18 protein-coding genes are annotated in these 24,457 nt (G+C 72.3%); 12 read left to right on the top strand and 6 right to left on the bottom strand.

The features are described 5' to 3' along the window. Positions 1-49 precede the first annotated feature (49 nt). Together ACFTXQ_RS05710 and ACFTXQ_RS05705 are read left to right on the top strand one after the other, a co-directional pair. Complete coding sequence (locus tag ACFTXQ_RS05710) at positions 50-532, top strand: DUF485 domain-containing protein (protein WP_382636180.1); 483 nt, start codon at positions 50-52, stop codon at positions 530-532. Further along, positions 529-2,121, top strand: a complete 1,593-nt coding sequence (locus tag ACFTXQ_RS05705; RefSeq protein ID WP_382636179.1) for a cation acetate symporter — start codon at positions 529-531, stop codon at positions 2,119-2,121. The genes ACFTXQ_RS05710 and ACFTXQ_RS05705 overlap by 4 nt, the downstream gene beginning before the upstream one ends. Before the next feature lie 4 nt (positions 2,122-2,125). Here the strand turns inward: ACFTXQ_RS05705 and ACFTXQ_RS05700 are convergent, their stop codons facing one another. After that, positions 2,126-2,824 carry a response regulator gene (locus tag ACFTXQ_RS05700; protein WP_382636177.1) on the bottom strand — a complete coding sequence of 233 codons (699 nt, stop codon included), beginning with the start codon at positions 2,822-2,824 and terminating at the stop codon, positions 2,126-2,128. After that, the gene (locus ACFTXQ_RS05695) at positions 2,821-4,446 is read right to left on the bottom strand and encodes an ATP-binding protein (RefSeq protein ID WP_382636175.1); all 1,626 of its coding nucleotides are present in this window, start codon (positions 4,444-4,446) and stop codon (positions 2,821-2,823) included. Before ACFTXQ_RS05695 ends, ACFTXQ_RS05700 begins: the two co-directional genes overlap by 4 nt. Positions 4,447-4,661: 215 nt before the next feature. Here ACFTXQ_RS05695 and ACFTXQ_RS05690 point away from each other — a divergent pair, with 215 nt between their 5' ends. Continuing rightward, positions 4,662-8,948 (top strand): discoidin domain-containing protein, encoded by a 4,287-nt coding sequence (locus ACFTXQ_RS05690; protein WP_382636173.1) that lies wholly within the window; start codon positions 4,662-4,664, stop codon positions 8,946-8,948. A 47-nt stretch (positions 8,949-8,995) separates the two neighbouring features. Here ACFTXQ_RS05690 and ACFTXQ_RS05685 read toward each other — a convergent pair whose 3' ends face one another. Genes ACFTXQ_RS05685 through ACFTXQ_RS05675 form a run of 3 tightly spaced genes read right to left on the bottom strand, consistent with a single transcriptional unit; the run spans position 8,996 to position 10,660 of the window. Then, entirely contained in the window at positions 8,996-9,490 is a 495-nt protein-coding gene (locus tag ACFTXQ_RS05685; protein WP_382636171.1) for a cupin domain-containing protein, read from the bottom strand. Positions 9,491-9,505: 15 nt separating this feature from the next. After that, positions 9,506-9,940 (bottom strand): DUF4267 domain-containing protein, encoded by a 435-nt coding sequence (locus ACFTXQ_RS05680; protein WP_382636169.1) that lies wholly within the window; start codon positions 9,938-9,940, stop codon positions 9,506-9,508. Positions 9,941-9,985: 45 nt separating this feature from the next. Further along, positions 9,986-10,660 (bottom strand): hemerythrin domain-containing protein, encoded by a 675-nt coding sequence (locus tag ACFTXQ_RS05675; protein ID WP_382636167.1) that lies wholly within the window; start codon positions 10,658-10,660, stop codon positions 9,986-9,988. Between the two features lie 121 nt (positions 10,661-10,781). Between ACFTXQ_RS05675 and ACFTXQ_RS05670 the strand changes: the two genes are divergently transcribed. From ACFTXQ_RS05670 to ACFTXQ_RS05645, 6 genes are all read left to right on the top strand, one after another. Next, positions 10,782-14,180 (top strand): BTAD domain-containing putative transcriptional regulator, encoded by a 3,399-nt coding sequence (locus ACFTXQ_RS05670; protein ID WP_382636165.1) that lies wholly within the window; start codon positions 10,782-10,784, stop codon positions 14,178-14,180. Between the two features lie 45 nt (positions 14,181-14,225). After that, complete coding sequence (locus ACFTXQ_RS05665; protein ID WP_382636163.1) at positions 14,226-15,236, top strand: LacI family DNA-binding transcriptional regulator; 1,011 nt, start codon at positions 14,226-14,228, stop codon at positions 15,234-15,236. 212 nt (positions 15,237-15,448) lie between these two features. Continuing rightward, positions 15,449-16,849: an ABC transporter substrate-binding protein gene (locus tag ACFTXQ_RS05660; protein WP_382636161.1), complete on the top strand. Its 1,401-nt coding sequence runs from the start codon at positions 15,449-15,451 to the stop codon at positions 16,847-16,849. Between the two features lie 64 nt (positions 16,850-16,913). Continuing rightward, positions 16,914-17,822, top strand: a complete 909-nt coding sequence (locus ACFTXQ_RS05655; protein WP_382636159.1) for a carbohydrate ABC transporter permease — start codon at positions 16,914-16,916, stop codon at positions 17,820-17,822. A 15-nt stretch (positions 17,823-17,837) separates the two neighbouring features. Further along, the gene (locus ACFTXQ_RS05650) at positions 17,838-18,713 is read left to right on the top strand and encodes a carbohydrate ABC transporter permease (protein WP_382636157.1); all 876 of its coding nucleotides are present in this window, start codon (positions 17,838-17,840) and stop codon (positions 18,711-18,713) included. 10 nt (positions 18,714-18,723) lie between these two features. Next, entirely contained in the window at positions 18,724-20,310 is a 1,587-nt protein-coding gene (locus ACFTXQ_RS05645) for a glycoside hydrolase family 13 protein (RefSeq protein ID WP_382636155.1), read from the top strand. A 39-nt stretch (positions 20,311-20,349) separates the two neighbouring features. Here the strand turns inward: ACFTXQ_RS05645 and ACFTXQ_RS05640 are convergent, their stop codons facing one another. Further along, positions 20,350-21,573: a citrate synthase family protein gene (locus ACFTXQ_RS05640; RefSeq protein ID WP_382636153.1), complete on the bottom strand. Its 1,224-nt coding sequence runs from the start codon at positions 21,571-21,573 to the stop codon at positions 20,350-20,352. A 70-nt stretch (positions 21,574-21,643) separates the two neighbouring features. Here ACFTXQ_RS05640 and ACFTXQ_RS05635 point away from each other — a divergent pair, with 70 nt between their 5' ends. The 3 genes from ACFTXQ_RS05635 (at position 21,644) to ACFTXQ_RS05625 (ending at position 24,411) form a co-directional block, all read left to right on the top strand. After that, the gene (locus ACFTXQ_RS05635; protein WP_382636151.1) at positions 21,644-22,804 is read left to right on the top strand and encodes a citrate synthase/methylcitrate synthase; all 1,161 of its coding nucleotides are present in this window, start codon (positions 21,644-21,646) and stop codon (positions 22,802-22,804) included. Positions 22,805-22,828: 24 nt separating this feature from the next. Beyond that, positions 22,829-23,911: a CobW family GTP-binding protein gene (locus ACFTXQ_RS05630; RefSeq protein ID WP_382636149.1), complete on the top strand. Its 1,083-nt coding sequence runs from the start codon at positions 22,829-22,831 to the stop codon at positions 23,909-23,911. A 140-nt stretch (positions 23,912-24,051) separates the two neighbouring features. Further along, positions 24,052-24,411 carry a hypothetical protein gene (locus ACFTXQ_RS05625; RefSeq protein ID WP_382636147.1) on the top strand — a complete coding sequence of 120 codons (360 nt, stop codon included), beginning with the start codon at positions 24,052-24,054 and terminating at the stop codon, positions 24,409-24,411. The last annotated feature ends 46 nt before the right edge of the window (positions 24,412-24,457 follow it).

The raw sequence follows: 24,457 nt of genomic DNA, 5'->3' as shown, positions 1-24,457 counted from the left end.
ACATCCTTGTGGGCACGCGGCCAATGCGGCAGCGGACAAGGAGAGTTCGGTGGACAAGCACGAAGGTCGTGATGCCGGAACGATCCGGCTGGACGACCCCTGGTACGACGCGCTGGCCGTCGGCTGGGGCGAGGGCGGCGAAGCGTCCCCGCCCCCGGCGCCCGACGGCCGCCCCGCGCCCGGCGCGTCCGAGATCTACCTCGAGGTGCAGCGCAGCGCCGCCTTCCAGGAGGTCCGCAGCCGCTACCGCGGGTTCGTCGTTCCCGCGACCGCCGGTTTCTTCCTCTGGTACGTCGCCTACGTGGTCGCCGCCACCGCCGCACCCGGCTTCATGGCCCGGCCCGTGGCCGGCGCCGTCAACGTGGCCATGCTGGCGGGGCTCGGCCAGTTCCTCAGCACCTTCCTGCTGACGTGGGCGTACGCCCGGCACGCGCGACTGCGCCGGGACCGTGCCGCGCTCGACCTGCGCTGGACCGTCTTCGAGCAGGAGCGCGGCCAGGAGCGCAACCGGGCGAGGGGGAGCGGCCGGTGACCACCGAGCACCAGACCCTCGCGCTGATCCTGTTCAGCCTCTTCATCGCCGTGACCCTCGGCATCACCACCTGGGTCAGCCGCAACCGGCACGGCTCGGCGGAGGAGTTCTACGCCGGCGGGCGGCTGTTCTCCCCTCTGGAGAACGGTTTCGCCATCGCGGGCGACTACATGTCCGCCGCCTCCTTCCTCGGCATCTCCGGGCTGATCGCCCTCTTCGGCTACGACGGCATGCTGTACTCGGTGGGGTTCCTCGTCGCCTGGCTCGTGGTGCTGTTCCTCGTCGCCGAACTGGTCCGCAACTGCGGGCGCTTCACCCTGGCCGACGTGGTGGCCGCCCGGATGAGCGAGCGGCCGGTGCGGATCGCCGCCGGCACGTCCTCGGTCGTCGTCTCCGTGCTCTACCTCGTCGCGCAGATGGTCGGGGCGGGCAGTCTGGTCGGCCTGCTGCTCGGGAGCTCCGGCACCGTGGCGCGGACGCTCACCGTGATCGGCGTGGGCGCGCTGATGGTGGTCTACGTGTCCTTCGGCGGGATGCGGGCCACCACCTGGATCCAGATCGTCAAGGCGGTGCTGCTGATGGGCGGGGCGATCACCCTGACCGTGCTGGTGCTGCTGCGCTTCCACGGGAACGTCGGCCAGCTGCTCACCAGCGCCGCGGACCGCAGCGGCCACGGGCTCCGGTTCCTCAGCCCCGGCCTCAGGTACGGCGGCGACTGGACCGCCCGCGTCGACTTCATGAGCCTCGGCCTCGCGCTGGTCCTCGGGACTGCCGGGCTGCCGCACATCCTGTCGCGCTTCTACACGGTGCCCACCGCACGGGCCGCGCGCCGGTCGGTGGTCTGGGCGATCGCACTGATCGGCGGCTTCTACCTGATGACCATCGTGCTCGGCTTCGGGGCGGCGGCCCTGCTCGGCCCGGACGAGGTGCGGGCCTCCAACGCCTCCGGGAACACGGCGGTGCCGCTGCTCGCCGCGTTCCTCGGCGGGGGCGCCGAGACCACCGGGGGCGCGGTGCTGTTCGCCTTCGTGGCCGCCATCGCCTTCGCGACGATCCTCGCCGTGGTCGCCGGGATCACCCTGGCCTCCTCGGCCTCGGTCGCGCACGACCTGTACGCCTCCCTCAAGCGCAGGCACGCCCGGCAGCGCAGCGAGGTCTCCGTGGCGCGGACCGCGGCCGTGGGGATCGGGGCGGTCGCGATCGGCCTCGGGCTGCTCGCGCAGAACCTGAACGTGGCGTTCCTGGTGGGACTGGCCTTCGCGGTGGCGGCCTCGGCGAACCTGCCGGTGCTGCTGTACTCGCTCTTCTGGCGCGGGTTCACCACGCGGGGCGCCGTCTGGGCGGTGTACGGAGGCCTGATCCCGTCGGTCCTGCTGGTCGTGCTCTCGCCCGTGGTCTCGGGGAGCCCGGAATCGCTCTTCCCCGGGGTGGACTTCCAGTACTTCCCGCTGCAGAACCCGGGGATCGTCTCCGTCCCGCTGGGCTTCCTGGCGGGCTGGCTGGGCACCGTCACCTCGGCCGAGGAGGCGGACGAGCGCAAGCACGCCGAGACGGAGGTCCGCTCGCTGACGGGCGCCGGGGCGGTGTGAGCCGTCACGGGCCTTCGGAGGGCACCCAGGTGTAGCGGTGCTCGGGGCGGCCCGTCTCGCCGTAGCGGAGGGCCAGGCTGACGCGGCCCGAGCGTTCGAGGAGCTTCAGGTAGCGCTGGGCGGTCTGGCGGCTGATGCCGGCGCGGTCGGCGATCTGCTGGGTCGACAGCGGGCCTCCGGCGGAGCGCAGGACACTTCGGACCAGTTCCGCGGTGGTGGGGGAGTGGCCCTTGGGGAGGTCGTTCGGGGATCCGGCGGCGGCGAGGGCGCCGAAGATCCGGTCCACCTCGGCCTGTTCGGCCTCGCCCCCGGTGTCGAGCGTGCGGCGCAGCGTGCCGTACGCCCCCAGCTTCGAGCGCAGGCCCGCGAAGGTGAAGGGCTTGACCAGGTACTGGAGGGCGCCGAGGCGCATGGCGGCCTGGACGGTCGCCAGGTCGCGGGCGGCGGTGACCATGATCACGTCGGTGTGGTGGCCGAGTTGGCGCAGGCGGCGCACCAGGTCGAGGCCGTTCTCGTCCGGGAGGTAGTGGTCGAGGAGGATCAGGTCCACCGGGTGCGCGGTGAGGAAGGCGAGGGCCTCGGCCGCGGAATGGGCCTGCGCGACCACGCGGAAACCGGGAACCTTCGCCACGTACGCCGCGTTGATCCGGGCAACGCGCACGTCGTCGTCGACGACCAATACGCGCATCGGGGTCTCGTTCATCGCAGGGCCTCCGGGAGTACGACGGAGAACTCCGCCCCTCCGTCCGCTGCCTTGCCGGCCCGGGCGCTGCCGCCGTGCCGCTCCGCGAGGCGGCGTACGAGGGCGAGCCCCAGCCCGCGCTCGCGGTGGGCCCTGGCCTGCTTGGTCGACCAGCCCTCCGTGAAGATCTCCTCGCGGTGCGCGAGGGGCACGCCGGGGCCGCTGTCGCGCACGCGGAGCACGGCGGTCCGGCCTTCGGCGCGCAGCTCCACCTCCACCAGGGGCGCCGCCGAGCCGACGGCGGCATCCAGGGCGTTGTCGACCAGGTTGCCGACGATCGTGACCAGGTCGCCCGGGTCGACGAGGCGGTCCGGGAGGAGGGTGGTCTCCGCCAGCCGCAGGGGGACGCCGCGCTCCGCGGCGACGGTCGCCTTGCCCACGAGCAGGGCTGCCAGCAGCGGGTCGTGGACCTTCTCCGTGACCTGCTCGGCGGTGGTGCGGTGCACCCCGACCACCTCCGTCACGAACTCCACCGCCTCCTCGTGCAGGCCCAGCTCCAGCAGGCCGAGGAGGGTGTGGAGGCGGTTGGCGTGCTCGTGGTCCTGGGCGCGCAGGGCGTCGATCAGGCCGCGCGTGGAGTCGAGCTCCCGGCCGAGCTGCTCCAGCTCGGTACGGTCGCGCAGGGTGGCCACGGCGCCGCCGTCCTCGGTGGGCATCCGGTTGGCGACCAGGACCCGCGGGCCCTGGACGGTGACGAGGTCGCGGCCGGTGACCCGGCCCGCGAGGACGTCCGCGGTGCGCCCGGCGCCGACCACGTCCTCCAGGGGGCGTCCGGCCAGGCCGCCGGAGGGGCCTGCCGCATCCGGTGTGAGACCCAGCAGCCGGGCGGCCTCGTCGTTGACGAGCCGCACCCGGCCCGCCCGGTCGAGCGCGATCACGCCCTCGCGGATGGAGTGCAGCATCGCCTCACGCTCGGTCAGCAGGCCGGCGATGTCCGAGAAGGCCAGGTCCCGGGTCTGCCGCTGGATCCTGCGGGACACCAGGTAGGCGGCGAGGGCGCCGACGGCCAGGGCGCCGCCGGCGTAGGCGAGCAGGCCGGGGATGGCGCCCAGCAGCCGGTCGCGGACGCTGTCGTAGGCGATGCCGACCGAGACGGCTCCGACGATCTCGCCGTCGGCCGCCAGGAGCGGGACCTTGCCGCGGGCCGAGCGGCCCAGGGTGCCCTCGTCGATCTCCATGACCTCGCGGCCCGACAGGGCGTCGCCCGGGTCGGTGGAGACCGGCAACCCGATCCGGCCGGGGCTGGGGTGTGAGCGGCGGATCCCGTCGAGGTCGATGACGACGACGTACTCGGCTCCGGTGGCCCGGCGGATCCGCTCGGCCGAGGACTGCACGGGGCTGTCCGGCGAGGCCCCGGAGTCGAGCAGATCGGCGGCCAGCGAGGGGTCGGCCGCGGCGCTCTGGGCGATGGCCAGGGCACGCCGCATGGCCTGGTCGTCGAGCTGCGCGCTCAGCGGGGCCAGGAACAGCCCGGTGGCCAGCGCGACCACCCCGCCGGCGATGGCCAGCTGGGTCAGCAGGATCTGGGAGACGGCCCGTCTGGGCAGCCCGAGGCGCCGAGCGCTCATGAGGAGGAACCGCATGAGCAGCAACGGTAGGTCGGCGCCGGCCTGATCGGCATTTCCCTCATGCACGCAAATTCCTTGCGTGATGTGCGCCCAGCTTGCGCAAGCGGCGACGGGATAAAAGTGCGGTCAGAGCGGTGGACGATTGAGCAAGGCTCTGCAACTCTCGCACCGAACAATGCAAATTCCTATCTCACCTGGTTCAGAAAACTCATGCCGAGGGACGAGGACATATGAGAAGGCTCAACTGGAGATGGCGGCTCCTGGCCGCCCTCATCGGCACCGCCCTGCTGATGACGGGTCTGCCGGCGCTGACCGCCGTGGCCGCCGGCGGCCCGAGCACCGCCGCCGGCCGGCCCGCGACCGCCAGCAGTACCAACGGCTCCTACGCGGCCGCCAACATCACCGACGGCGACCGGTCCACGTACTGGGAGAGCGCCGGCAGCACCTTCCCGCAATGGGTGCAGACCGATCTCGGGGCCGTCACCCGGGTCGACCAGGTCGTGCTCAGGCTGCCCGCCGCCTGGGAGAGCCGCAGCCAGACCCTGTCCGTACAGGGCAGCGCCGACGGCACCGGCTTCAGCACCCTCGTGAGCTCGGCCGCACACACCTTCGGCCAGGGCAGCGGCAACGCGGTGACGATCTCCTTCCCCGCCACGCAGACCCGTTACGTCCGGATCGAGATCACCGCCAACACGGGCTGGCCGGCCGCCCAGCTCTCCGAGCTGGAGGTCCGCGCCGCCGGCGAGTCCTCGGCGAACCTCGCGCTCGGCAAGACCCTGTCCGCGAGCAGCAGCACGCAGGTCTACCTCCCGGCCAACGCCAACGACGGCAACACCGCCAGCTACTGGGAGAGCGTGAACAACGCCATGCCCCAGTGGATACAGGCCGATCTCGGCGCCTCCGTCCGCGTGGACCGGGTGGTCCTGCGCCTGCCCGGGAACTGGGGCGCCCGTACCCAGACCCTGAAGCTCCAGGGCAGCGCCAACGGCTCGGACTTCACCGACCTCACGGCCTCCCAGGCCTACGACTTCGACGCGGCCGGCGGCAACGCGGTGACCATCGCCTTCGACGCCGCCACCACCCGCTACGTCCGCGTCCTGATCTCCCTCAACACCGTGCAGCCAGGGGGCCAGCTCTCCGAGCTGGAGATCTACGGCCCGCAGACCGGCGACACCCAGGCACCCACCGCCCCGACCGCGCTCGCGTACACCGAGCCCGCCACGGGCAGCATCAAGCTCACGTGGCAGGCGGCCACCGACAACGTGGCCGTCACCGGCTACGACGTCTACGCGAACGACCGGCTGCGCACCAGCGTGGCCGGCGACGTGACCACCTACACCGACACCCAGCCCACCAGTGCGAACGTCACCTACCACGTCCGCGCCAAGGACGCGGCCGGCAACCAGTCGCCCAACAGCAACAGCGTGACCCGCGCCGGCGACACCGGGGACACCCAGGCTCCCACCGCGCCGGGCTCCCTGACCCTCAGCCAGCCCGCCGCCGACCGGATCACCCTGACCTGGCAGGCCTCCACCGACGACGTGGCCGTCACCGGCTACGAGGTCTACGCGAACAACGTGCTGCGCACCATGGTCGCGGGCAGCGCCACCACCTACACCGACACCCAGCCGGCGAGCGCCACCGTCAGCTACTTCGTCCGCGCCAAGGACGCGGCGGGCAACCGCTCGGGCGACAGCAATTCCGTGATCCGCAACGGCACCGGAGGCGGCGGCTCCAACCTGGCCGTGGGCAAGCCGATCACCGGCTCCTCAGTGATCCACACCTTCGTGGCGGAGAACGCCGACGACAACGACACCGCCACCTACTGGGAGGGCGCGGCGGGCGCCTACCCGAGCACCCTGACCATCGCACTCGGAGCCAACGCCGACCTCGACCGCCTCGTCCTCAAGCTCAACCCGGACAGCAGCTGGGGCGCGCGTACGCAGACCATCCAGGTCCTCGGCCGCGAGCAGAGCGCCGCGGGGGTCACCGGGCTCGTCGCCGCGAAGGACTACGTCTTCGACCCCGGCTCGGGCAACACCGTCACCATCCCGCTGACCGCCCGCGTCGCGGACGTCCAGCTGCGCTTCACCGCCAACACGGGCGCCTCCAACGGCCAGATCGCGGAGTTCCAGGTCATCGGCGTCCCGGCGCCCAACCCCGACCTGGAGGTCACCGCCCTCGGCGCCGCCCCGGCCGGTCCGGTCGAGTCCGACCCCGTCACCCTCTCCGCCACCGTCAAGAACAGCGGAACCGCGCCGGCCACCGCGACCGCCGTCGCCTTCCGGCTGGGCGGCACCAAGGTCGGTACGGCCGCCGTGCCCGCCCTCGCCGCCGGTGCCACGGCCACCGTCACCGCCGGGATCGGCCCGCGCGACGCGGGCACCTATCCGCTGAGCGCGGTCGTCGACGAGGCGAACACGGTCATCGAGCAGAACGACACCAACAACACCTACACCGGCTCCCCGCTGGTGGTCCGCCCCGTCGACAGCTCGGACCTGGTCGCCTCCGCCGTGAGCTGGTCGCCCGGCGCGCCCTCGGCCGGCCAGCCGGTGAACTTCTCCGTCACCGTGAAGAACCAGGGCACCGTGGCCGCCGCCTCCGGCGCACACGGGGTCATCCTCACCCTCCAGGACGCGGCCGGCGCCACCGTCCGTACCCTGACGGGCTCCTTCAGCGGGGCGCTCGCGGCCGGCGCCGCCACGGCACCGATCGCGCTCGGCAGCTGGCCGGCCGTCAACGGCAAGTACACCGTGAAGGTGGTCCTGGCCGACGACACCAACGAACTGCCGGTCAAGCGCGGCAACAACACCTCCACCAAGCCCTTCTTCGTCGGCCGCGGGGCGAACATGCCCTACGACATGTACGAGGCGGAGGACGGGGTCGTCGGCGGCGGCGCGACGGTCGTCGGGCCCAACCGCACCATCGGCGACATCGCGGGCGAGGCCTCGGGCCGCAAGGCGGTCAGCCTCGACGCGACCGGCGAGTACGTGGAGTTCACCACCCGGGCCGCCACGAACACCCTGGTCACCCGCTTCTCCATCCCGGACGCCCCGGGCGGCGGAGGCATCGACTCCACCATCAACGTGTACGTCAACGGCACCCTGAAGAAGACCCTGCCGCTGACCTCCAAGTACGCCTGGCTGTACGGGGCCGAGGCCTCCCCGGGCAACTCGCCCGGCTCCGGCGCCCCGCGGCACATCTACGACGAGGCCAACATCATGCTCGGCGAGACCGTCCCGCAGGGCAGCAGGATCCGCCTTCAGAAGGACGCGTCCAACACCTCCACCTACGCGATCGACTTCGTGAGCCTGGAGCAGGCCACCGTCATCCCCAACCCGGATCCGGCGACCTACACCGTGCCCGCGGGCTCCACCCACCAGGACGTGCAGAACGCCCTGGACAAGGTGCGGATGGACACCACCGGCAAGCTCGTCGGCGTCTACCTGCCGCCCGGCGACTACGACACGGCGAGCAAGTTCCAGGTGTACGGCAAGGCCGTGCAGGTCGTCGGCGCCGGGCCGTGGTTCACCCGCTTCCACGCGCCCGCGTCCCAGGACAACACCGACATCGGCTGGCGCGCGGAGGGCACCGCGAAGGGCTCGTCCTTCTCGGGCTTCGCCTACTTCGGCAACTACACCTCGCGCATCGACGGGCCGGGCAAGGTCTTCGACTTCACAGGCGTCTCCGACATCACCATCGACAACATCTGGAACGAGCACATGGTGTGCCTCTACTGGGGCGCCAACACCGACCGGATCACCATCAAGAACTCGCGGATCCGCGACATGTTCGCCGACGGCATCAACATGACCAACGGCAGTACGGACAACCTCGTGACCAACAACGAGGCGCGGGCCACCGGCGACGACAGCTTCGCGCTGTTCTCCGCGATCGACGCGGGCGGCGCGGACATGAAGAACAACGTCTACGAGAACCTCACCACGATCCTGACCTGGCGCGCGGCGGGCGTAGCCGTCTACGGGGGCTTCAACAACACCTTCCGCAACATCCACATCGCCGACACCCTCGTCTACTCGGGCGTCACCGTCAGCTCGCTGGACTTCGGGTACCCGATGAACGGATTCGGCACGGATCCCACCACCTTCGAGAACATCTCGATCGTCCGCTCCGGCGGCCATTTCTGGGGGGCGCAGACCTTCCCCGGGATCTGGCTGTTCTCGGCCTCGAAGGTGTTCCAGGGGATCCGGATCAACAATGTCGACATCGTCGACCCGACGTACAGCGGGATCATGTTCCAGACCCAGTACGTGGGCGGTCAGCCGGTCAACCCCATCAAGGACACCGTCCTGAAGGACATCACCATCACCGGAGCGAAGAAGAGCGGTGACGCCTTCGACGCGAAGTCCGGCTTCGGCCTCTGGGCGAACGAGATGCCCGAGGCGGGGCAGGGCCCGGCGGTCGGCGAGGTCACCATCCACAACCTGAAGCTCGGCGACAACGCCGTGGACGTGCGGAACACGACCTCGACGTTCAAGATCAACCAGCTGCCGTAGGCGGCGGGCCGCGGCCGGGCGGGGCACCTCACGGGTGCCCCGCCCGGTCACGTCCGCGCCAGGTTCCAGGAGTCGCTCCGGGTGAAGTAGGTGTCGTAGAGCTCCTGTACGTCCAGCAGGGACTCGGGCGGCACCTTGCCGTAGGCGATCCGCTCCAGGTGGCGGAAGTACTCGAACCGCTCGATGCCGGGTGTGATCACGATGAGGATGTCGGCGTTCTCGCCGGGCGCGGCCGCGAAGGCGTGGTCGATTCCCGGCGGCACGATCACGAGGTCGCCGCGTCCGGCGGTCACCACCTGGTCGCCCGACAGGAGCTGCGCGGTGCCGTCGAGGAGGTAGAACATCTCGGCGGACCGGGAGTGGTGGTGGGGCGCGGCGCCGTTCGCGCCGTCCAGCAGGCTGACGCGCTGCGTGGACAGGGCGCCGCCGGTGGAACTGCTGTCGGCGAGGAGCCGGATGGTCGTCGGGGCGGCGCCGATCGTCTCGGCCTCGGCCGAGCGCACGATCACGGATTCGTCGAAGGAGGGCACGATCAGGGACATGGGGGTCTCGCTCTCTCAGCGGGTACGGACGGCGGAAGGGGAGGGGGCGGGCGCGGCGGCCGGCGCGGCCGGGCGCTCGCGCAGCAGCAGGACGGCGGTGACGGCCACGGCCAGCGCGGTGAACCCGTGGACCCCGTACGCGGTGCCGGCCGGTCCGCCGCTGGTCAGGACGATCACCATGTCGCCGGCCGGGACGAACGCGATCGCCGCCATCGCCCAGCCGAGCGCCCGGCGGTGTCCGGTCAGCAGGAGCACGAGGATGACCAGGCCGGGCGCGACGTCCCGTACGCCCTTGACGTAGAGGAACGCGGAGCCGTCGTTCCGCGGCCAGGTCGGGATGCCGAAATCGGGGGCCATGGCCTGCGGCGCGAGCAGGTAGCTCAAGCCGATGTAGAGGATGAACGCGGCGCCGAACGCGGCCAGGGCGGTGGTGACGTGCTTGAGTGACATGGGAGTTCTCCTGTGCTGGGAGGGAGCTGGGGAGGGGCGGGGAAGTCAGTGCGCGCCCTGGCGGACGGTGCGCACCCTGCGGAGGTAGGCGGGGCGTCCGACGGCGTGCCAGAGCAGACGCGCCGCGCGCGGCAGGCCGTCGAGCATCGAGGCGCGCTCGGCCCGGTCGGCGTCCTCGAGGACCATGCCGAGGAAGAACAGCAGCTTGGGCTTGGGCGTGGCCGTCATGAAGTGCTCGCCCAACGCGTCCCACTCGTGGGCGGACAGGTGCCGTGCGGCCAGCGGGAGAAGCGATTCCTCCTCGTCGCCGAGGTGCTCCACCAGGACCGACCGGTGCTCGGCGAGGACCGCCACCAGGGTGTCCCGCTCCGCCTCCCCGGCCGCGTTCTCCCAGGCCGGCAGGGCCTCCTCGGCGGCTGCGAGGGTGGCGGCCACCCGTTCGTGCTGGGCCTCCATCCGCAGGACGAGGTCGGCTTCGAGGTCGACCCGGGCCAGCAGCGGCGGCCACAGGTGCTCGTCCTCGCCGTGGTGGTGGTTGTGCAGGCCGAGGCGGTAGTCGCGGAAGTGGTCCGCCAGGACCCGGGCCCGTGCCGTGTCGCCGGGGGCCACCGCGGCGATCAGCTCGACCAGGAGGCGCGCCTCGCGGCGCAGGCCCCGGTGGATGACCACCATCTCGTGGGTGTTCGGGCGTCCGGCGGGCGGCGTCTTCGTCGTCTTCATGGGAAGAGACTCGCCGGGGGCTCATGGAACGCTCTTGGAACCCACTTGGAGAGGCGCGCCCCCATCTCATCCGGCCGCCTGGAGACCGAAGTTGATCGCCATCGATTACGTTGGACCGGTCATGGTGCACATACGCGTACTCGGGTCCTTCACGGCCGAACGGAACGGCGAGACCCTCCCGCTCGGAGGACACCGGCAGCGTTCCGTCCTGGCGCTGCTGGTGTCGGCACGCGGCCGGGTGGTGTCCGTCGACCGGATGATCGAGGAGCTGTGGCAGGGGGCGGCGCCCGCGCGGGCGGTGGCCTCCCTGCAGGCCTACGTCTCCAACCTGCGCAGGCTCCTGGAACCGGGCCGGGCCCCGCGCACCCCCGCGCGGCTGCTGGTGAGCACGCCGCCGGGGTACGCGCTGCGGCTGGCCGAGGACGCCGTCGACGCCTGGCGCTTCGAGCAGCTGCTCGGCCGGGCCCGCGAGCTGTTCGACGCCGAACCGCACACCGCCCGGGGCCTGCTGCGCGAGGCGCTGGCCCTCTGGCAGGGGCCCGCGTACGCGGACACGGCCGACGAGCCGTGGAGCCACGCGGAGATCACGCGGCTCGGGGAACTGCGCCTGGCCGCCCGCGAACTGGACATCGCCGCCGGGCTCCGGGCCGCCGACGTCGCCGGGGCCGTCTCCGAGGCCGCGGTCCTGACGCGCGAGGAACCGTTGCGGGAGGAGGGCTGGCGGCTGCACGCCCTCGCGCTGTGGGCCGCGGGGCGGCAGGCCGACGCCCTGTCGACGCTGCGCCGGGCGCGGGAGGTGCTGGCCGACGAGGTGGGGCTGGATCCCGGCGCGGCCCTGGTCGAGCTGGAGCGGGCGGTCCTCGCCCAGGACGGCCGGCTGCTGCGCGAGGCCACGGATGGGCGGGCCGTGCGCGCGGGGGCGGCGGCGCAGTCGAGTCCCCGGCGCGGTCCGGAGCCGAGCTCCCGGCCCGGCGCCGACCGGAGTCCGCAGCCGCCCGCGCCGCCCGCCGGGGAACCCTCCGCCGGAGCCGGGCTGTTCGTCGGCCGCGAGGAGGAGCTGGCCGGGCTGGCAGCGGCCGCGGACCGGGCGCTCACGGCCGGTCCCGCCGTCGCCCTCGTCACCGGCGAGGCCGGGCTCGGCAAGTCGGCGCTGCTCCACCGGCTCGGCGACCGGCTGCGGGCCGAGGGCTGGCTCGTCGCCCTCGGCCGCACCACCGGCGCCGAGGGCGCGCCGCCCGCGTGGGCCTGGGTCGAGGCGCTGCGCACCGTCGCCGCCGCCGTCCCGCCCGCGCCCGGGGTGTCCGCCCTCCTGGCGCCCCTCCTCTCCGAGGGCGCCCCGGCTCCAGCCCCTGCCCCCGCCTCCGGCGAGGACGTCGCCGCCGGCCGCTTCCGGTTGCACCGCGCGGTCTGGGAGTGGCTGGCCGACGCCTCGCGCGGGCGGCCCGTGGCCCTCGTACTGGACGACCTGCACTGGGCGGACGCCGAGACGCTCGCGCTGCTGACGGGGGCGGCCGACCTGCCGCCGCGGACACCGCTGCTCGTCGTCTGCGCGTACCGGCCGGACGAGGTGGAGGGACGGCTCGGTGACACGCTCGCCGGCCTCGCGCGCCGCTCGCCGCTCCGGATCGCCCTGCGCGGGCTGGCCGAGGAGGCGGTGGCCGAGGTGGTCCGGGCCGTGGGCGGCGGCGCGGTGGATCCGGAGACGGTGACCGCGCTCGCCGAACGCACCGGCGGAAACCCGTTCTACGTACGGGAGAGCGCCCGGCTGCTCGGCAGCGAGGGTTCGCTCGTCGCGCTCTCCGAGGTGCCCGAGGGCGTACGGGACGTGCTGCGCCGCCGGCTCGGCCGCCTGCCCGACGCCGTGGTCTCCGTCCTGCGCCTGGCAGCGGTCGCGGGACGGGAGTCGTCCGTCGAGGTCCTCGTCGACTCGGCCGACGCCGACGAGGACGCCGTCCTGGGCGCCCTGGAGGCCGGGTTGCTCGCCGGGCTGCTGGTCGAGCCGGGGCCGGGGCGGATCCGGTTCGCGCACGCCCTGGTCCGCGACACCCTGCTGGCCGACCTCAGCGGACTGCGCGCGGCGCGCATGCACGGCCGGATCGGGGCGAGCCTGGAGCGGCTCGGCTCGGACGACGTCTCGGCGCTGGCCCACCACCATGTGCGCGCGGCCTCCTCGGCGACCGCCGCCAAGGCCGTGGACTACTGCCTGCGCGGGGCCGCGCTGGCCGAGGCCCGCTACGCGTACGACGCTGCGGCCGGTGTGCTCGCCGATGCGGTGGCCTGCGCCGAACGGGCCCCGGCGGCCCCCGGCGCCGACCGGGACGCCGAACGCGTCGACCTGCTGGGCCGGCTGGCGCGGGCCCAGGTCCGGGCGGGTGCGGTCATGGCGGCCCGCGAGACCCGGCGCACGGCGATCGACCGGGCCGTCGGCGCGGGCCGGGAGGACCTGCTGATCCGCGCGTTCACGGCATGGACCGAGCCGACCCCGTGGCAGACCCGGCCGTACGGGGTGGTCGACCGGCCGGTCGTGGACCTCCTGGAACGGCTGCTGGAGCGCACCGATCTCGAACCCGCCGTACGCTGTCGCCTGCTGGGCGCCTACGCCGCGGAGCTGTCCGATGCGAAGCTGGCGAGCGTACGGGCCGCCGCGCGCGAGGCCCTCGCACTGGCCGAGGGACTCGGCGACCCCGTCCTGCGGGCCGGAGCACTCGCGACGCTGGCCAAGGAACTCGACGCCGACCGGGAGTGGCCCGAACGGGCCGAGCTGGGGCGCGAACTGGAACGGCTCGGCGCCGCGCACGATCTGCCGGCCCACCGGTGGTACGGGATGTTCATCCGCTCCACCGCTTTGGGTGCCGAGGGGGACGTGGCCGGAGCCCATCGGCTCATAGCGCAGTGGACGGAGTTCGCCCGGGCCTATCGGATGCCCGGTCCGTCGGCCGTCGGCGAGGGGGTGGCCGCGACACTGGCCCACGTGGAGGGGCGGGTCGAGGAGGCGGAACGCCTGTACGCGCAGGCGGCGGCGAAGATGGCCCGGCAGGGATCGCCGCACGCCGAGGGCCATCTGGCGATCGCGACCGCCACGCTGCGGGCGAGCCAGGGGCGGCTCGCGGAGTCCCTGCCCTGGGCCCGCCGGGTCTACGCGGCGTTCGGGCCGCTGGCGGGGGACCTGCTCGCGGTCGCGCTCGCCGCGGCGGGGGAGGAGCAGGAGGCCCGCGAGGTCCTCGGTCTGGCCGGACCGCTGCGCACGGACTACCTCTTCAAGGTCTTCGCGACCTTCCGCGCGATGACGCTGGTCATGCTCGGCGAGCGGCAGGGCGCCGAGGAGCTGTACGCGGCCCTGCTGCCCTACCGGGACGCCCCGCCGCCCTCCTCGGGGTTCACGGTGGCGGTCCGTCCCGTGGCCCGGACCCTCGGTGAACTGGCCGAGCTGCTGGGCCGCGAGGAGGAAGCCGCCGTCCACTTCGCCCGCGCGGCGCAGATCGCGGAAGGGTGGCGCAGCCCCTGGGGCGCCGGGGCGTAATTCGAGCTGCAAGGAACTTGCAGTGCTTGCGCTACTCTTGCGCCCATGACGCGACGACTTGCTCAGGTGGCGAAGAAGGTGGGTGTCAGCGAGGCAACGGTCAGCCGGGTGCTCAACGGCAAGCCGGGCGTCTCGGAGGCGACCCGCCAGTCCGTGCTCACCGCCCTCGACGTCCTCGGCTACGAGCGCCCCACCCAGCTGCGCGGCGAGCGCGCCCGGCTGGTCGGCCTGGTCCTGCCCGAACTCCAGAACCCCATCTTCCCGGCATTCGCCGAGGTCATCGGCGGTGCGCTGGCCCAGCAGGGGCTGACCCCGGTGCTGTGCACCCAGACCACCGGCGGGGTCTCGGAAGCCGACTACGTGACGCTGCTGCTCCAGCAGCAGGTGTCCGGCGTGGTCTTCGCCGGCGGCCTCTTCGCGCAGGCCGACGCCCCGCACGAGCACTACCGGCTGCTGTCGGAGCGCAAGGTTCCGGTGGTGCTCGTCAACGCCTCCATCGAGGACCTCGGTTTCCCCTGCGTGGCCTGTGACGACGCCGTCGCCGTCGAACAGGCCTGGCGCCACCTGGCCTCCCTCGGCCACGAGCGGATCGGCCTGGTGCTCGGCCCGCCGGACCACATCCCCTCGCTGCGCAAGCTCGTGGCCGCCCAGGCGGTGGCCGCCGCGGCCGGCACCGAGCTGCCCGAAGCCCACGTGGAGCGGGCGCTGTTCTCCCTGGAGGGCGGACACGCGGCAGCTTCCCGGCTGCTCGACCGCGGAGTCACCGGCATCATCTGCGCGAGCGACCCGCTGGCCCTCGGAGCGGTACGGGCCGCCCGCCGCCGGGGGCTGGAGGTGCCCCGCGAGGTCTCCGTCGTGGGGTATGACGACTCGGCCTTCATGAACTGCACCGAGCCCCCGCTGACCACCGTCCGCCAGCCCATCGAGGCGATGGGCCGGGCCGCGGTCGAGCTGCTCACCGCGCAGATCCAGGGGGCCGCCGTGCAGCCCGGAGAACTGCTCTTCGAGCCGGAACTGGTGGTGCGCGGCTCCACCGCGCAAGCGCCGCGCGGGTAGCCCCGTACCGCCTTCGCGCACTGCGCCCAGGGCTCCGGAACGTCATCCACCGACGTTCCGGAGCCCTTTTTGCGTCCCACACGCATTGACCCACCGGTGACTGTCAATCTCTTTCTGAATCTGCGCGAGATATTGCGTTCATCTGTGGACGGTGGTTGAGTGTGCCGCGCTCGCCCTCACGCCTCCTGTTCGATGCTCGAAGGGGACCACCGATGACAACCCACGCCCGCCGCTCCGTCGCGGCCGCCCTCGTCTCCGCGCTCGCCGTCACCGCCCTCGCGGCCTGCGGCACGAGCAGCAGCGGCGACGACAAGAAGCCCCCGGCCGGCGGCGGGCCGGCCGACGCCACCGCCCCGCTCGACCCGAAGGCCAGGGTCACCCTCACCATCGACTGCATGCCGCCCGCCGCGAAGGCGGCCGAGCTCAAGGAGTGGAAGGAGGACGTGGCGGCGTTCAACAAGACCTACCCGAACGTCACCATCGAGGGCCGCTCCACCCCCGGCCAGTGCCTCGAACCCCCGCGCTTCACCGCGATGCTCAAGGCCAAGTCCCAGCCGGACGTCTTCTACGCCTACTTCACCGACCTCAAGCAGGTGCTCGACAACGACGGGGCCGAGGACATCACGGCCTACGTCACCCCCGCCTCGGTGCCCGCACTCGACGACATCGACAAGAACGTCCTGGGCGTCCTCAAGCAGGACGGAAAGCTCTACGGCCTGCCCACCAGCAACTACACGATGGGCCTGCTGGTCAACCGCAAGCTCTTCCGGCAGGCGGGCCTCGACCCCGACACCCCGCCGCGCACCTGGGAGGAGGTCCGGGCCGCCGCCAAGAAGATCGCGGCCCTCGGCAACGGCGTCGCCGGCTTCGGCGAGTACAGCGTGGAGAACACCGGGGGCTGGCACTACACGGCCACCATGTACGGCCTCGGCGGCGACATCGTCGGCAGTGACGGGAAGGCCGCGTTCAACAACCCCACCGGCAGGCAGATCGTCGACAACCTCCACGCCATGCGCTGGGACGACGACAGCATGGGCAAGACCCAGCTGCTCAAATGGGGCGACCTGCAGAAGCAGATGGCCTCGGACAAGCTCGGCATGTTCCTCGCCGCACCCGACGACATCACCTACATGGTCCAGCAGCTCGGGGCCGCCTACGAGAACTTCGGCATGGGCCCCATCCCCGGCGGCGCCGCCACCCTGGCCGGCGGCAACGGCTACATGATCAAGAAGGGCAGCTCGCCCGACAAGATCAAGGCAGCCGTCGCCTGGCTGAACTTCAAGACCCTCGCGGTCGGCAGGGGACAGTTCCAGTACGACCGCAGCAAGGCCGACGGCCTTCCGGTCGGGCTCCCGCAGCCCGCGTTCTTCACCGGTGCCAGCAAGGCCGAGGACGACGGGCTGAAGGCGGCGAGCGCCACCATGCCGGTCGCCAACTTCAAGTCCTTCCTCGACAGTCCGGTGCCCGGAAAGCCCGAGCCGGCCAAGGCGCAGGAGGTCTACAAGGTGCTCGACAAGGTGATGTCGGGGGTCCTCACCAACAAGGACGCCGACCCCGCACAGCTCCTCGGCGACGCCGAGAAGGCGGTCAACCAGGTGCTGGCCAACCGGTAGCCGTCCGCTGCGCCCTTCCGCGTACCGATGGCGACGACGACCCCCAAAGGAGCGACGAGCGGCGATGCCGGCCCCCGCCCCGCCCCAGGCCTCCCGAGCGGAGTTCCTGCGGGCACTCAAACGGAACCTCACGGCCCACGGCTTCCTGATCGGCGCCGTCCTCTGCTTCTCCTTCTTCTCCTGGTACCCGATGGTCCGTGAGTTCCTGCTGGCCTTCCAGAAGACCGAGGGCGGGACCACCCGCTGGGTCGGCTGGGACAACTTCACCTACGTCTTCGGGGACCCGAGCTTCTGGCAGGCGTGGCGCAACACCCTGCTCTTCACCGGCCTCGCCCTGCTCCTCGGCTTCGTGCTCCCCTTCGTCGTCTCCCTCGTGCTCAACGAGTTCCGCCACGCACAGGGTTATCTGCGCCTGCTCGTCTACCTGCCGGTGATGATGCCGCCGGTCGCGTCGGTCCTGCTCTTCAAGTACTTCTACGACCCCGGCTACGGCCTCTTCAACAGGGCGCTGGAATTCCTGCACCTTCCGGCGCAAGACTGGCTGCAATCCACCGACACCGCGATGCTCTCCGTCGTCATCGCCTCGACGTGGATGAACATGGGCGGCGCGACCCTGATCTACCTCGCGGCCCTCCAGGGCATCCCCGGCGAGCTGTACGAGGCGGCCGAGCTCGACGGGGCGGGGATCCTGCGCAAGATCTGGCACGTCACGATCCCGCAGACCCGGCTGATCCTCTCGCTCATGCTGCTGATGCAGATCATCGCGACGATGCAGGTGTTCACCGAACCGTTCCTGCTGACCGGTGGCGCCGGCCCCGAGGGCTCGACCACCACCGTCGTGGTCCTGATCTACCAGTACGCCTTCGGCTTCAACCAGTACGGCGGCGCCGCGGCCCTGGGCCTGTGCCTGCTCGTCCTGCTCGCGGGCTTCTCCGCCCTGTACGTCCGCCTCAGCCGCGACAACGAGAGCTGACAAGGAGCCCCTCCCATGGCAGAGCGCACGCTGATATCACCCGCCCGACTCGGCCGCACCCGGGGCAAGGTCCTCTACTGGACCGCCCTCGTCCTCGTCGTGGCCGGCTTCACCCTCGTCTTCCTCGGCCCCCTCTACTGGATGGCCGCGAACGGCCTGAAGAGCACCGAGGAGTTCGCCCGGGTCCCGCCGACCCTGGTGCCGGACTCCCTGCACACCGCCAACTACACGGCCTCCTGGAAGGTCATGGACCTGGCCCGGCTGCTGTTCAACACCCTCTACTACGCCTTCGGGGCCCTGGCCTTCCAGCTCGTCCTCGACGTGGCCGCCGCCTACTCCCTGTCCAAACTGCGGCCCGTCTTCGGCAGGGCCGTGCTCGGCATGATGCTGGCGACCCTGATGATCCCGGCGACCGTCCTCGTCGTACCGCAGTACCTCACCGTCCTGGACATGCCGCTCATCCAGCGGAACCTGCTCGACACGCCCTGGGTGATCTGGCTGCCGTCCGTCACCAACGCCTTCAACATCTTCCTGCTGAAGCGGTTCTTCGACTCCATCCCCCAGGAGATCCTCGACGCCTCCGCGATCGACGGGGCGAGCGCGGTCCGCACCCTGCGCTCCGTCGTCCTGCCGATGTCCCGGCCCGTCCTCGGCGTCGTGTCGATCTTCGCGATCGTCGGCGTGTGGAAGGACTTCCTCTGGCCGATGCTCACCCTCCCCGACCCTGCGCTCCAGACGCTCAACGTCGGCATCTACTCGCTGTCCACGGGAGTTCCCGAGAACCATCTCGTCGCCGCGCTCGCGATGGCCTCGGCGCCCACGCTCATCATCTTCCTGATCTTCCAGCGCAACATCATGAGCGGCCTGACGGCAGGCTCCCTCAAGGGCTGAAAGGATCGACGTGCCGGCTTCCGACTGGTGGCGCTCGGCCGCCGTCTACCAGGTGTACGTACGCAGCTTCGCCGACGGCGACGGGGACGGCACCGGGGACCTCGCGGGCGTCCGGGCCCGCCTGCCCTACCTCGCCGAACTCGGCGTGGACGCCCTGTGGTTCACGCCCTGGTACCTCTCCCCGCTCGCCGACGGCGGCTACGACGTCGCCGACTACCGCACCATCGACCCCGCCTTCGGCACCCTCGCCGATGCCGAGAAGCTCATCTCCGAGGCCCGCGCGCTGGGCATCCGGACCATCGTCGACATCGTCCCCAACCACGTGTCCGACCAGCACGCCTGGTTCAAGGCCGCCCTCGCCGCCGGACCGGGCAGCCCCGAGCGGGAGCTCTTCCACTTCCGCCCCGGACGCGGCGAACACGGCGAACTGCCGCCGGGGGACTGGCCCTCGCAGTTCAACGGCGGCGCCACCTGGACGCGCGTACCGGACGGGGAGTGGTACCTGCACCTCTTCACCCCTCAGCAGCCCGACCTCAACTGGGACCACCCCGCCGTCCGCCGCGAGCACGAGGAGGTCCTGCGCTTCTGGTTCGAGCGGGGCGTGGCCGGCGTACGGATCGACTCCGCGGCCCTGCTCGCGAAGGACCCCGCCCTGCCCGACCTGGCCGGACGCTCCCCGGAACCCCGGCCGGGCGAGCCCCACCCCTACATCGACCGCGACGAACTGCACGCCGTCTACCGCTCGTGGCGCTCCATCGCCGACGCGTACGACGCCGTCTTCGTCGGCGAGGTCTGGCTGCCCGACTCCGAGCGCTTCGCCCGCTACCTGCGCCCCGACGAGCTGCACACCGCCTTCAACTTCTCCTTCCTCAGCTGCCCGTGGGACGCGGAGCGGCTGCGCACCTCCATCGAGGAGACGCTCGCCGAGCACGCCCCCGTCGGCGCTCCGGCCACCTGGGTGCTCTGCAACCACGACGTCACCCGTACGGTCACCCGCTACGGGCGCGCCGACACCGGCTTCGACTTCGCCGCCAAGGCCTTCGGGACCCCGACCGACCTGGCACTGGGCACCCGGCGGGCGCGCGCCGCCGCCCTGCTGACCCTGGCCCTGCCGGGCGCCGTGTACGTGTACCAGGGCGAGGAACTGGGCCTGCCGGAAGCGGAGATACCGCTCGGCCGGATCCAGGACCCGATGCACTTCCGGTCCGGCGGCAGCGATCCCGGCCGGGACGGCTGCCGGGTCCCGCTGCCGTGGACCGCGGAGCCCTGGCACGACCCCTGGCTGCCCCAGCCCGCCGACTGGCCGGCCTACGCCGCCGACCGGCAGGACGGCGACCCGGACTCCATGCTCACCCTCTACCGCACGGCGCTCCGGTTGCGCCGGGCGGCGGTCGGCTTCGGCGGCGGCTCGCTGGAGTGGCTGCACGCACCGCCCGGGGTGCTGGCCTTCACCCGACCCGACGGGCTGGTCTGCCTGGTCAACCTGTCCGAACGGCCGGTCCCCCTGCCGGCCCGTACGAGCGTCCTGCTGGCCAGCTCCGCCCTCGACGGCGCGGGGCTGCTCCCGCGGGACACGGCGGTCTGGCTGCGGTCCTGACGCCGCGGCCGGACCGCCGTCCGCACGGGGGTCCGCCGGTCACGGCACCGGCCGGGGCGGGCGGGGCCCCTGGTACTCCCCGCTCGGGCGCATCCGCAGCGGGCGCTCCTGGTACTCCTCCAGCGCGTGCGCGATCCAGCCGGCCGTGCGCGCCACCGCGAAGACCGTCTCCCCGGCCTCGCCCGCCATCCCGCACGACACCGTCAGCACCGCCAGCGCGAGATCCACGTTGGCGTGCAGCCCGCCCTGCCGGCCCATCACCGCGGAGACCTCCCGCGCGGCGCCCAGCGCCGGCCCGGCCTGCGGCAGACCCTCCAGCCGGGCGAACAACGCCTGCGCGCGCGGGTCCTCGCCCTTGTACAGCCGGTGCCCGAGCCCCGGCACCCGGCGCCCCGCCCGCAGGTACTCCGCCACCACGGGTGCGGCCCCGCCCCGCTCCAGGACCTCCACCAGCATCCGGTGCGCGAGCCGGCCGGCCGCGCCGTGCAACGGCCCTTCGAGCGCGCCGAGCCCGGCCGACACCGCCGCGTACGGATGAGCGCGGGCCGACGCGGCCACCCGTACCGCCAGGGTGGAGGCGGCCAGATCGTGGTCGACCAGCAGTCCCAGCGCCAGGTCCAGCACGGCCAGCGCGTCCGGGTCCGGCTCGCGCGCCGTCAGCCGGGCCCACAGCTGCCGCGCCATCCGCCCGTCTCCCGCCCACCCGCCCGGCCCTGCCTCGGGCAGTGCCCCGACCAGGGTGGGGATCAGGCAGCGGGCCGAGCCCAGTACGGCCGCCTCGGACAGGTCGAAGCGCAGCGGGTCCGCCACTGCCGCGGCGGCCACCGCCACCCGCAGCCGGTCGACCGGGCCGCTGTGCTCCGGGAGGGCCGCCACCGCCCGCCGGGCCGCGGCGAGGGGTTCCGCGGGAGCCGTGAACCGGGCCCCGTGCGGGAGCGTGCCCGTCCAGAGCCACTCCGCGACCTCCTCGTAGGCGTACCGCGAGGCCAGGGCCACCGCGTCCACGCCCCGGAAGTAGTACCGGTCCGGCTCGATGAGCGTCAGGGCCGTCCGTACGGAGAGCTCCCCGGCGGGGGCCGCCGCCTCGCGCCGGTTGCGCCGGGCCAGTTCCTCCACCTCGCGGGCATCGAAACTGCTTCCGCGGCCCACCGGATCGCGCCGGCTGGTGAGCTGGCCGCGGCTGACGTAGGCGTACACCGTCGAGGGCTTCACGCCGAGCAGCTCGGCGGCCTGCCGGGTGGTGAGCCGTCGCTCTTCGTTCATGCACGACACCCTACATATGTTGATTCAATCAATATTGACAAGGATTCCATCAATCATCGATGGTCGATGCATGAACACCACTGACAGCACCCTTGAAGTACCGCGGGGACTCGCGGGAGTCGTGGTCACCGAGACCGAACTCGGCGACGTCCGGGGGCGGGAGGGCTTCTACCACTACCGCCAGTACTCGGCCGTCGAACTCGCCCAGAGCCGTGCCTTCGAGGACGTATGGCACCTGATGTTCCGCGGGGCGCTGCCCGCGGACACCGCCGAGCGGGCCGCCTTCGCCGCCGAGATCGCCCCGCTGCGACGGCTGCCCGCCGACGTGCGGGACGCTCTGCCGGCCCTCGCCCGGGCCACGGCCCTCTCCGGCCCCCTCGCCGGACTGCGCACGGCACTCTCGCTGCTCGGCGCCTCCGCCGGCTTCCGCCCGGTGTACGACCTCGACCCGGGCCGCCGGGCCGCCGACGCCCTGGCCGCCTGCGCCGCCGTACCGACCCTGCTGACCGCCCTGCACCGGCTGGGCCACGGCCTGGAGCCGGTCGAACCGCGCGACGACCTGCCCTACGCCGCCAACTACCTCTACATGCTGACCGGGCAGGAACCCGACCCGGTCAGGGCCCGCGCGGTCGAGCGGTACCTGATCTCCACCATCGACCACGGGTTCAACGCCTCCACCTTCACGGCCCGCGTGATCGCCTCCACCGGCGCCGACGTCGCGGCCTGCCTGACCGGGGCGATCGGCGCCCTCTCCGGCCCCCTGCACGGCGGCGCCCCGAGCCGGGCCCTGGACACCCTGGACGCCATCGGCACCGCGGACCGGATCGGGCCGTGGATTCGTGAGCGGGTCCTCGCGGGCGACCGGATCATGGGCTTCGGCCACCCCGTCTACCGCACCGAGGACCCCCGCTCCCGCATGCTGCGCGACATCGCCCGCGGCTTCGGCGGTCCCCTCGTGGACTTCGCCGTCGAGGTCGAGCGCAAGGTCGAGGAGATCCTCGCCGAGCTCAAGCCGGGCCGCGAACTGCACACGAACGTCGAGTTCTACGCGGGCGTGGTCATGGAGCTGTGCGGGCTCCCGCGCGAGATGTTCACCCCGACCTTCTGCGCGGCCCGCGTCGTCGGCTGGAGCGCGAACGTCCTCGAACAGGCCGCAGACTCGAAGATCATCCGTCCCGCCGCCCGTTACGCCGGCCCCATCCCGCCCCAGCCGGTGCCTCCGCTCGGCTGACGCGGCCTGGCTACGATCGACCGGGTGAACAGCAGGCAGCCCATCCCCGTCGTCGTCCTCGCCGGATTCCTCGGATCCGGCAAGACCACCGTGCTGAACCACCTCCTCGGCAACCGCGGAGGCACCCGGATCGGAGTCGTCGTCAACGACTTCGGGTCGATCGAGATCGACGCCATGTCGGTGGCCGGGCAGGTCGGGGACTCCATGGTCTCCCTCGGCGGCGGCTGCCTGTGCTGCGCCGTCGACGGCAGCGAACTCGACGCGTACCTGGAGAAGCTCTCCGCGCCCGTCCACCGGATCGACGTGATCGTCATCGAGGCGAGCGGGCTGGCCGAGCCCCAGGAGATGATCCGGATGCTGATGGCCAGCGAGAACCCGGACATCCGCTACGGCGGCATGGTCGAGGTCGTGGACGCGGCCGAGTTCGATTCGACCAGGGCCAAGCACCCCGAGACGGACCGCCACCTTGCCGTCGCCGACCTGGTGGTGCTCAACAAGACCGACCGGGTCGACGCCGCGGAGCGGGCCCGCATCGAGGGGGAGCTCGCCGCGCTCTGCGCTCCTGGCACCCCCGTGGTCGGGGCCGACCACGGCCGGATCGACCCGGAACTGCTCTTCGACCGACGCCCCTGGACGGAGACCCGTGGGCAGCTCTCCTTCGAGGACCTGCTCGCGGAGGCCGAGGACCACGGCCAGGGCCCCTGCGCGCACGCGCACGCGGCGTACGAGAGCACGGAGTTCGTCTCCGAGCAGGCCCTCTCCCCGCGCCGGTTCATCGACTTCCTCGACCGCCGGCCGGCCGGGCTCTACCGGGTCAAGGGCTTCGTCTACTTCGGCGTGCCCGGGTACGAGGAGCGGTACGAGGTCCACGCGGTCGGCCGCTTCCTCCGCTTCGCCCCGCAGCCCTGGGGGCGGGGCGAGGCCCGTCTGACGCGGCTCGTCCTGATCGGCTCCGGCACCGACGGCCCCGGACTCCTGCGCGAGCTGGAGCAATGCCGCGAGGACTCCCCGCGGAACGCGCGCCCCGAGAGCATGTGGGGCGTCCTCCGCTACGTCGCGCGGCCCGAGCCGCCCGCGGCGTCGTCGGAGGCCGCGGAGACCTACTAGGGCCGCTTGATGGCGGCCTGGTTCGCCGTGGCAAGCGGGTCGGCGTGTTCCGTGAAAAAGGGACTTATTCTCCCATACAGTGCGCAACCGTGACGTCCTGGCAATTGCGAAATACGCCAATAAGACAGGAAGGGAACGTTATGCGCAAGCTGCGTAAGGCCGCTCTTGTAGCTGCCATGATCGGGAGTCTCGGCATGGCCGGGGCGGGAGTTGCCTCCGCCGTCGGCTCCGACACGGACGGCGCCGGCAGGGAGTGCACTCAGGCAGCCGCTGCCAGCAACGAGTCCACCGACATCATCATCCCGGTCAACGTCGCGGTCGCCGTCTTCGGCAACGTGACGCAGTCGAACGTGACGCAGTCGAACGAGGCGCAGTCGAACTCGATCCAGCAGATCTGCATCAACGGGGACAACAGCAACGCCGCGAATGTCGCCGGCTTCGACGCGCAGCAGTCGAACGGCTCGGCGAACGTCCTCGACGCAGCCCTGGACAAGTTCTGAGCAACTGAACCGGGGCGGCTCCGCGATCCATGAGAAGCATCGGTTC

The organism is Streptomyces sp. NPDC057010, assembly GCF_042673805.1.
In the GTDB taxonomy this organism is placed as follows: domain Bacteria; phylum Actinomycetota; class Actinomycetes; order Streptomycetales; family Streptomycetaceae; genus Streptomyces.
Note: the sequence above shows the minus strand (reverse complement) of the source record. Positions and strands in the feature narration are given on the sequence as shown.

Excerpts from the sequence above, each read along its gene's own strand:
- ACFTXQ_RS05650 (WP_382636157.1), top strand. The coding sequence starts at position 17,838 with ATGGCAGAGCGCACGCTGATATCACCCGCCCGACTCGGCCGCACCCGG.
- ACFTXQ_RS05690 (WP_382636173.1), top strand. The coding sequence starts at position 4,662 with ATGAGAAGGCTCAACTGGAGATGGCGGCTCCTGGCCGCCCTCATCGGC.
- ACFTXQ_RS05685 (WP_382636171.1), bottom strand. The coding sequence starts at position 9,490 with ATGTCCCTGATCGTGCCCTCCTTCGACGAATCCGTGATCGTGCGCTCG.
- ACFTXQ_RS05680 (WP_382636169.1), bottom strand. The coding sequence starts at position 9,940 with ATGTCACTCAAGCACGTCACCACCGCCCTGGCCGCGTTCGGCGCCGCG.
- ACFTXQ_RS05695 (WP_382636175.1), bottom strand. The coding sequence starts at position 4,446 with ATGCGGTTCCTCCTCATGAGCGCTCGGCGCCTCGGGCTGCCCAGACGG.
- ACFTXQ_RS05700 (WP_382636177.1), bottom strand. The coding sequence starts at position 2,824 with ATGAACGAGACCCCGATGCGCGTATTGGTCGTCGACGACGACGTGCGC.
- ACFTXQ_RS05675 (WP_382636167.1), bottom strand. The coding sequence starts at position 10,660 with ATGAAGACGACGAAGACGCCGCCCGCCGGACGCCCGAACACCCACGAG.
- ACFTXQ_RS05635 (WP_382636151.1), top strand. The coding sequence starts at position 21,644 with ATGAACACCACTGACAGCACCCTTGAAGTACCGCGGGGACTCGCGGGA.
- ACFTXQ_RS05665 (WP_382636163.1), top strand. The coding sequence starts at position 14,226 with ATGACGCGACGACTTGCTCAGGTGGCGAAGAAGGTGGGTGTCAGCGAG.
- ACFTXQ_RS05625 (WP_382636147.1), top strand. The coding sequence starts at position 24,052 with ATGCGCAAGCTGCGTAAGGCCGCTCTTGTAGCTGCCATGATCGGGAGT.
- ACFTXQ_RS05660 (WP_382636161.1), top strand. The coding sequence starts at position 15,449 with ATGACAACCCACGCCCGCCGCTCCGTCGCGGCCGCCCTCGTCTCCGCG.
- ACFTXQ_RS05670 (WP_382636165.1), top strand. The coding sequence starts at position 10,782 with ATGGTGCACATACGCGTACTCGGGTCCTTCACGGCCGAACGGAACGGC.
- ACFTXQ_RS05655 (WP_382636159.1), top strand. The coding sequence starts at position 16,914 with ATGCCGGCCCCCGCCCCGCCCCAGGCCTCCCGAGCGGAGTTCCTGCGG.
- ACFTXQ_RS05640 (WP_382636153.1), bottom strand. The coding sequence starts at position 21,573 with ATGAACGAAGAGCGACGGCTCACCACCCGGCAGGCCGCCGAGCTGCTC.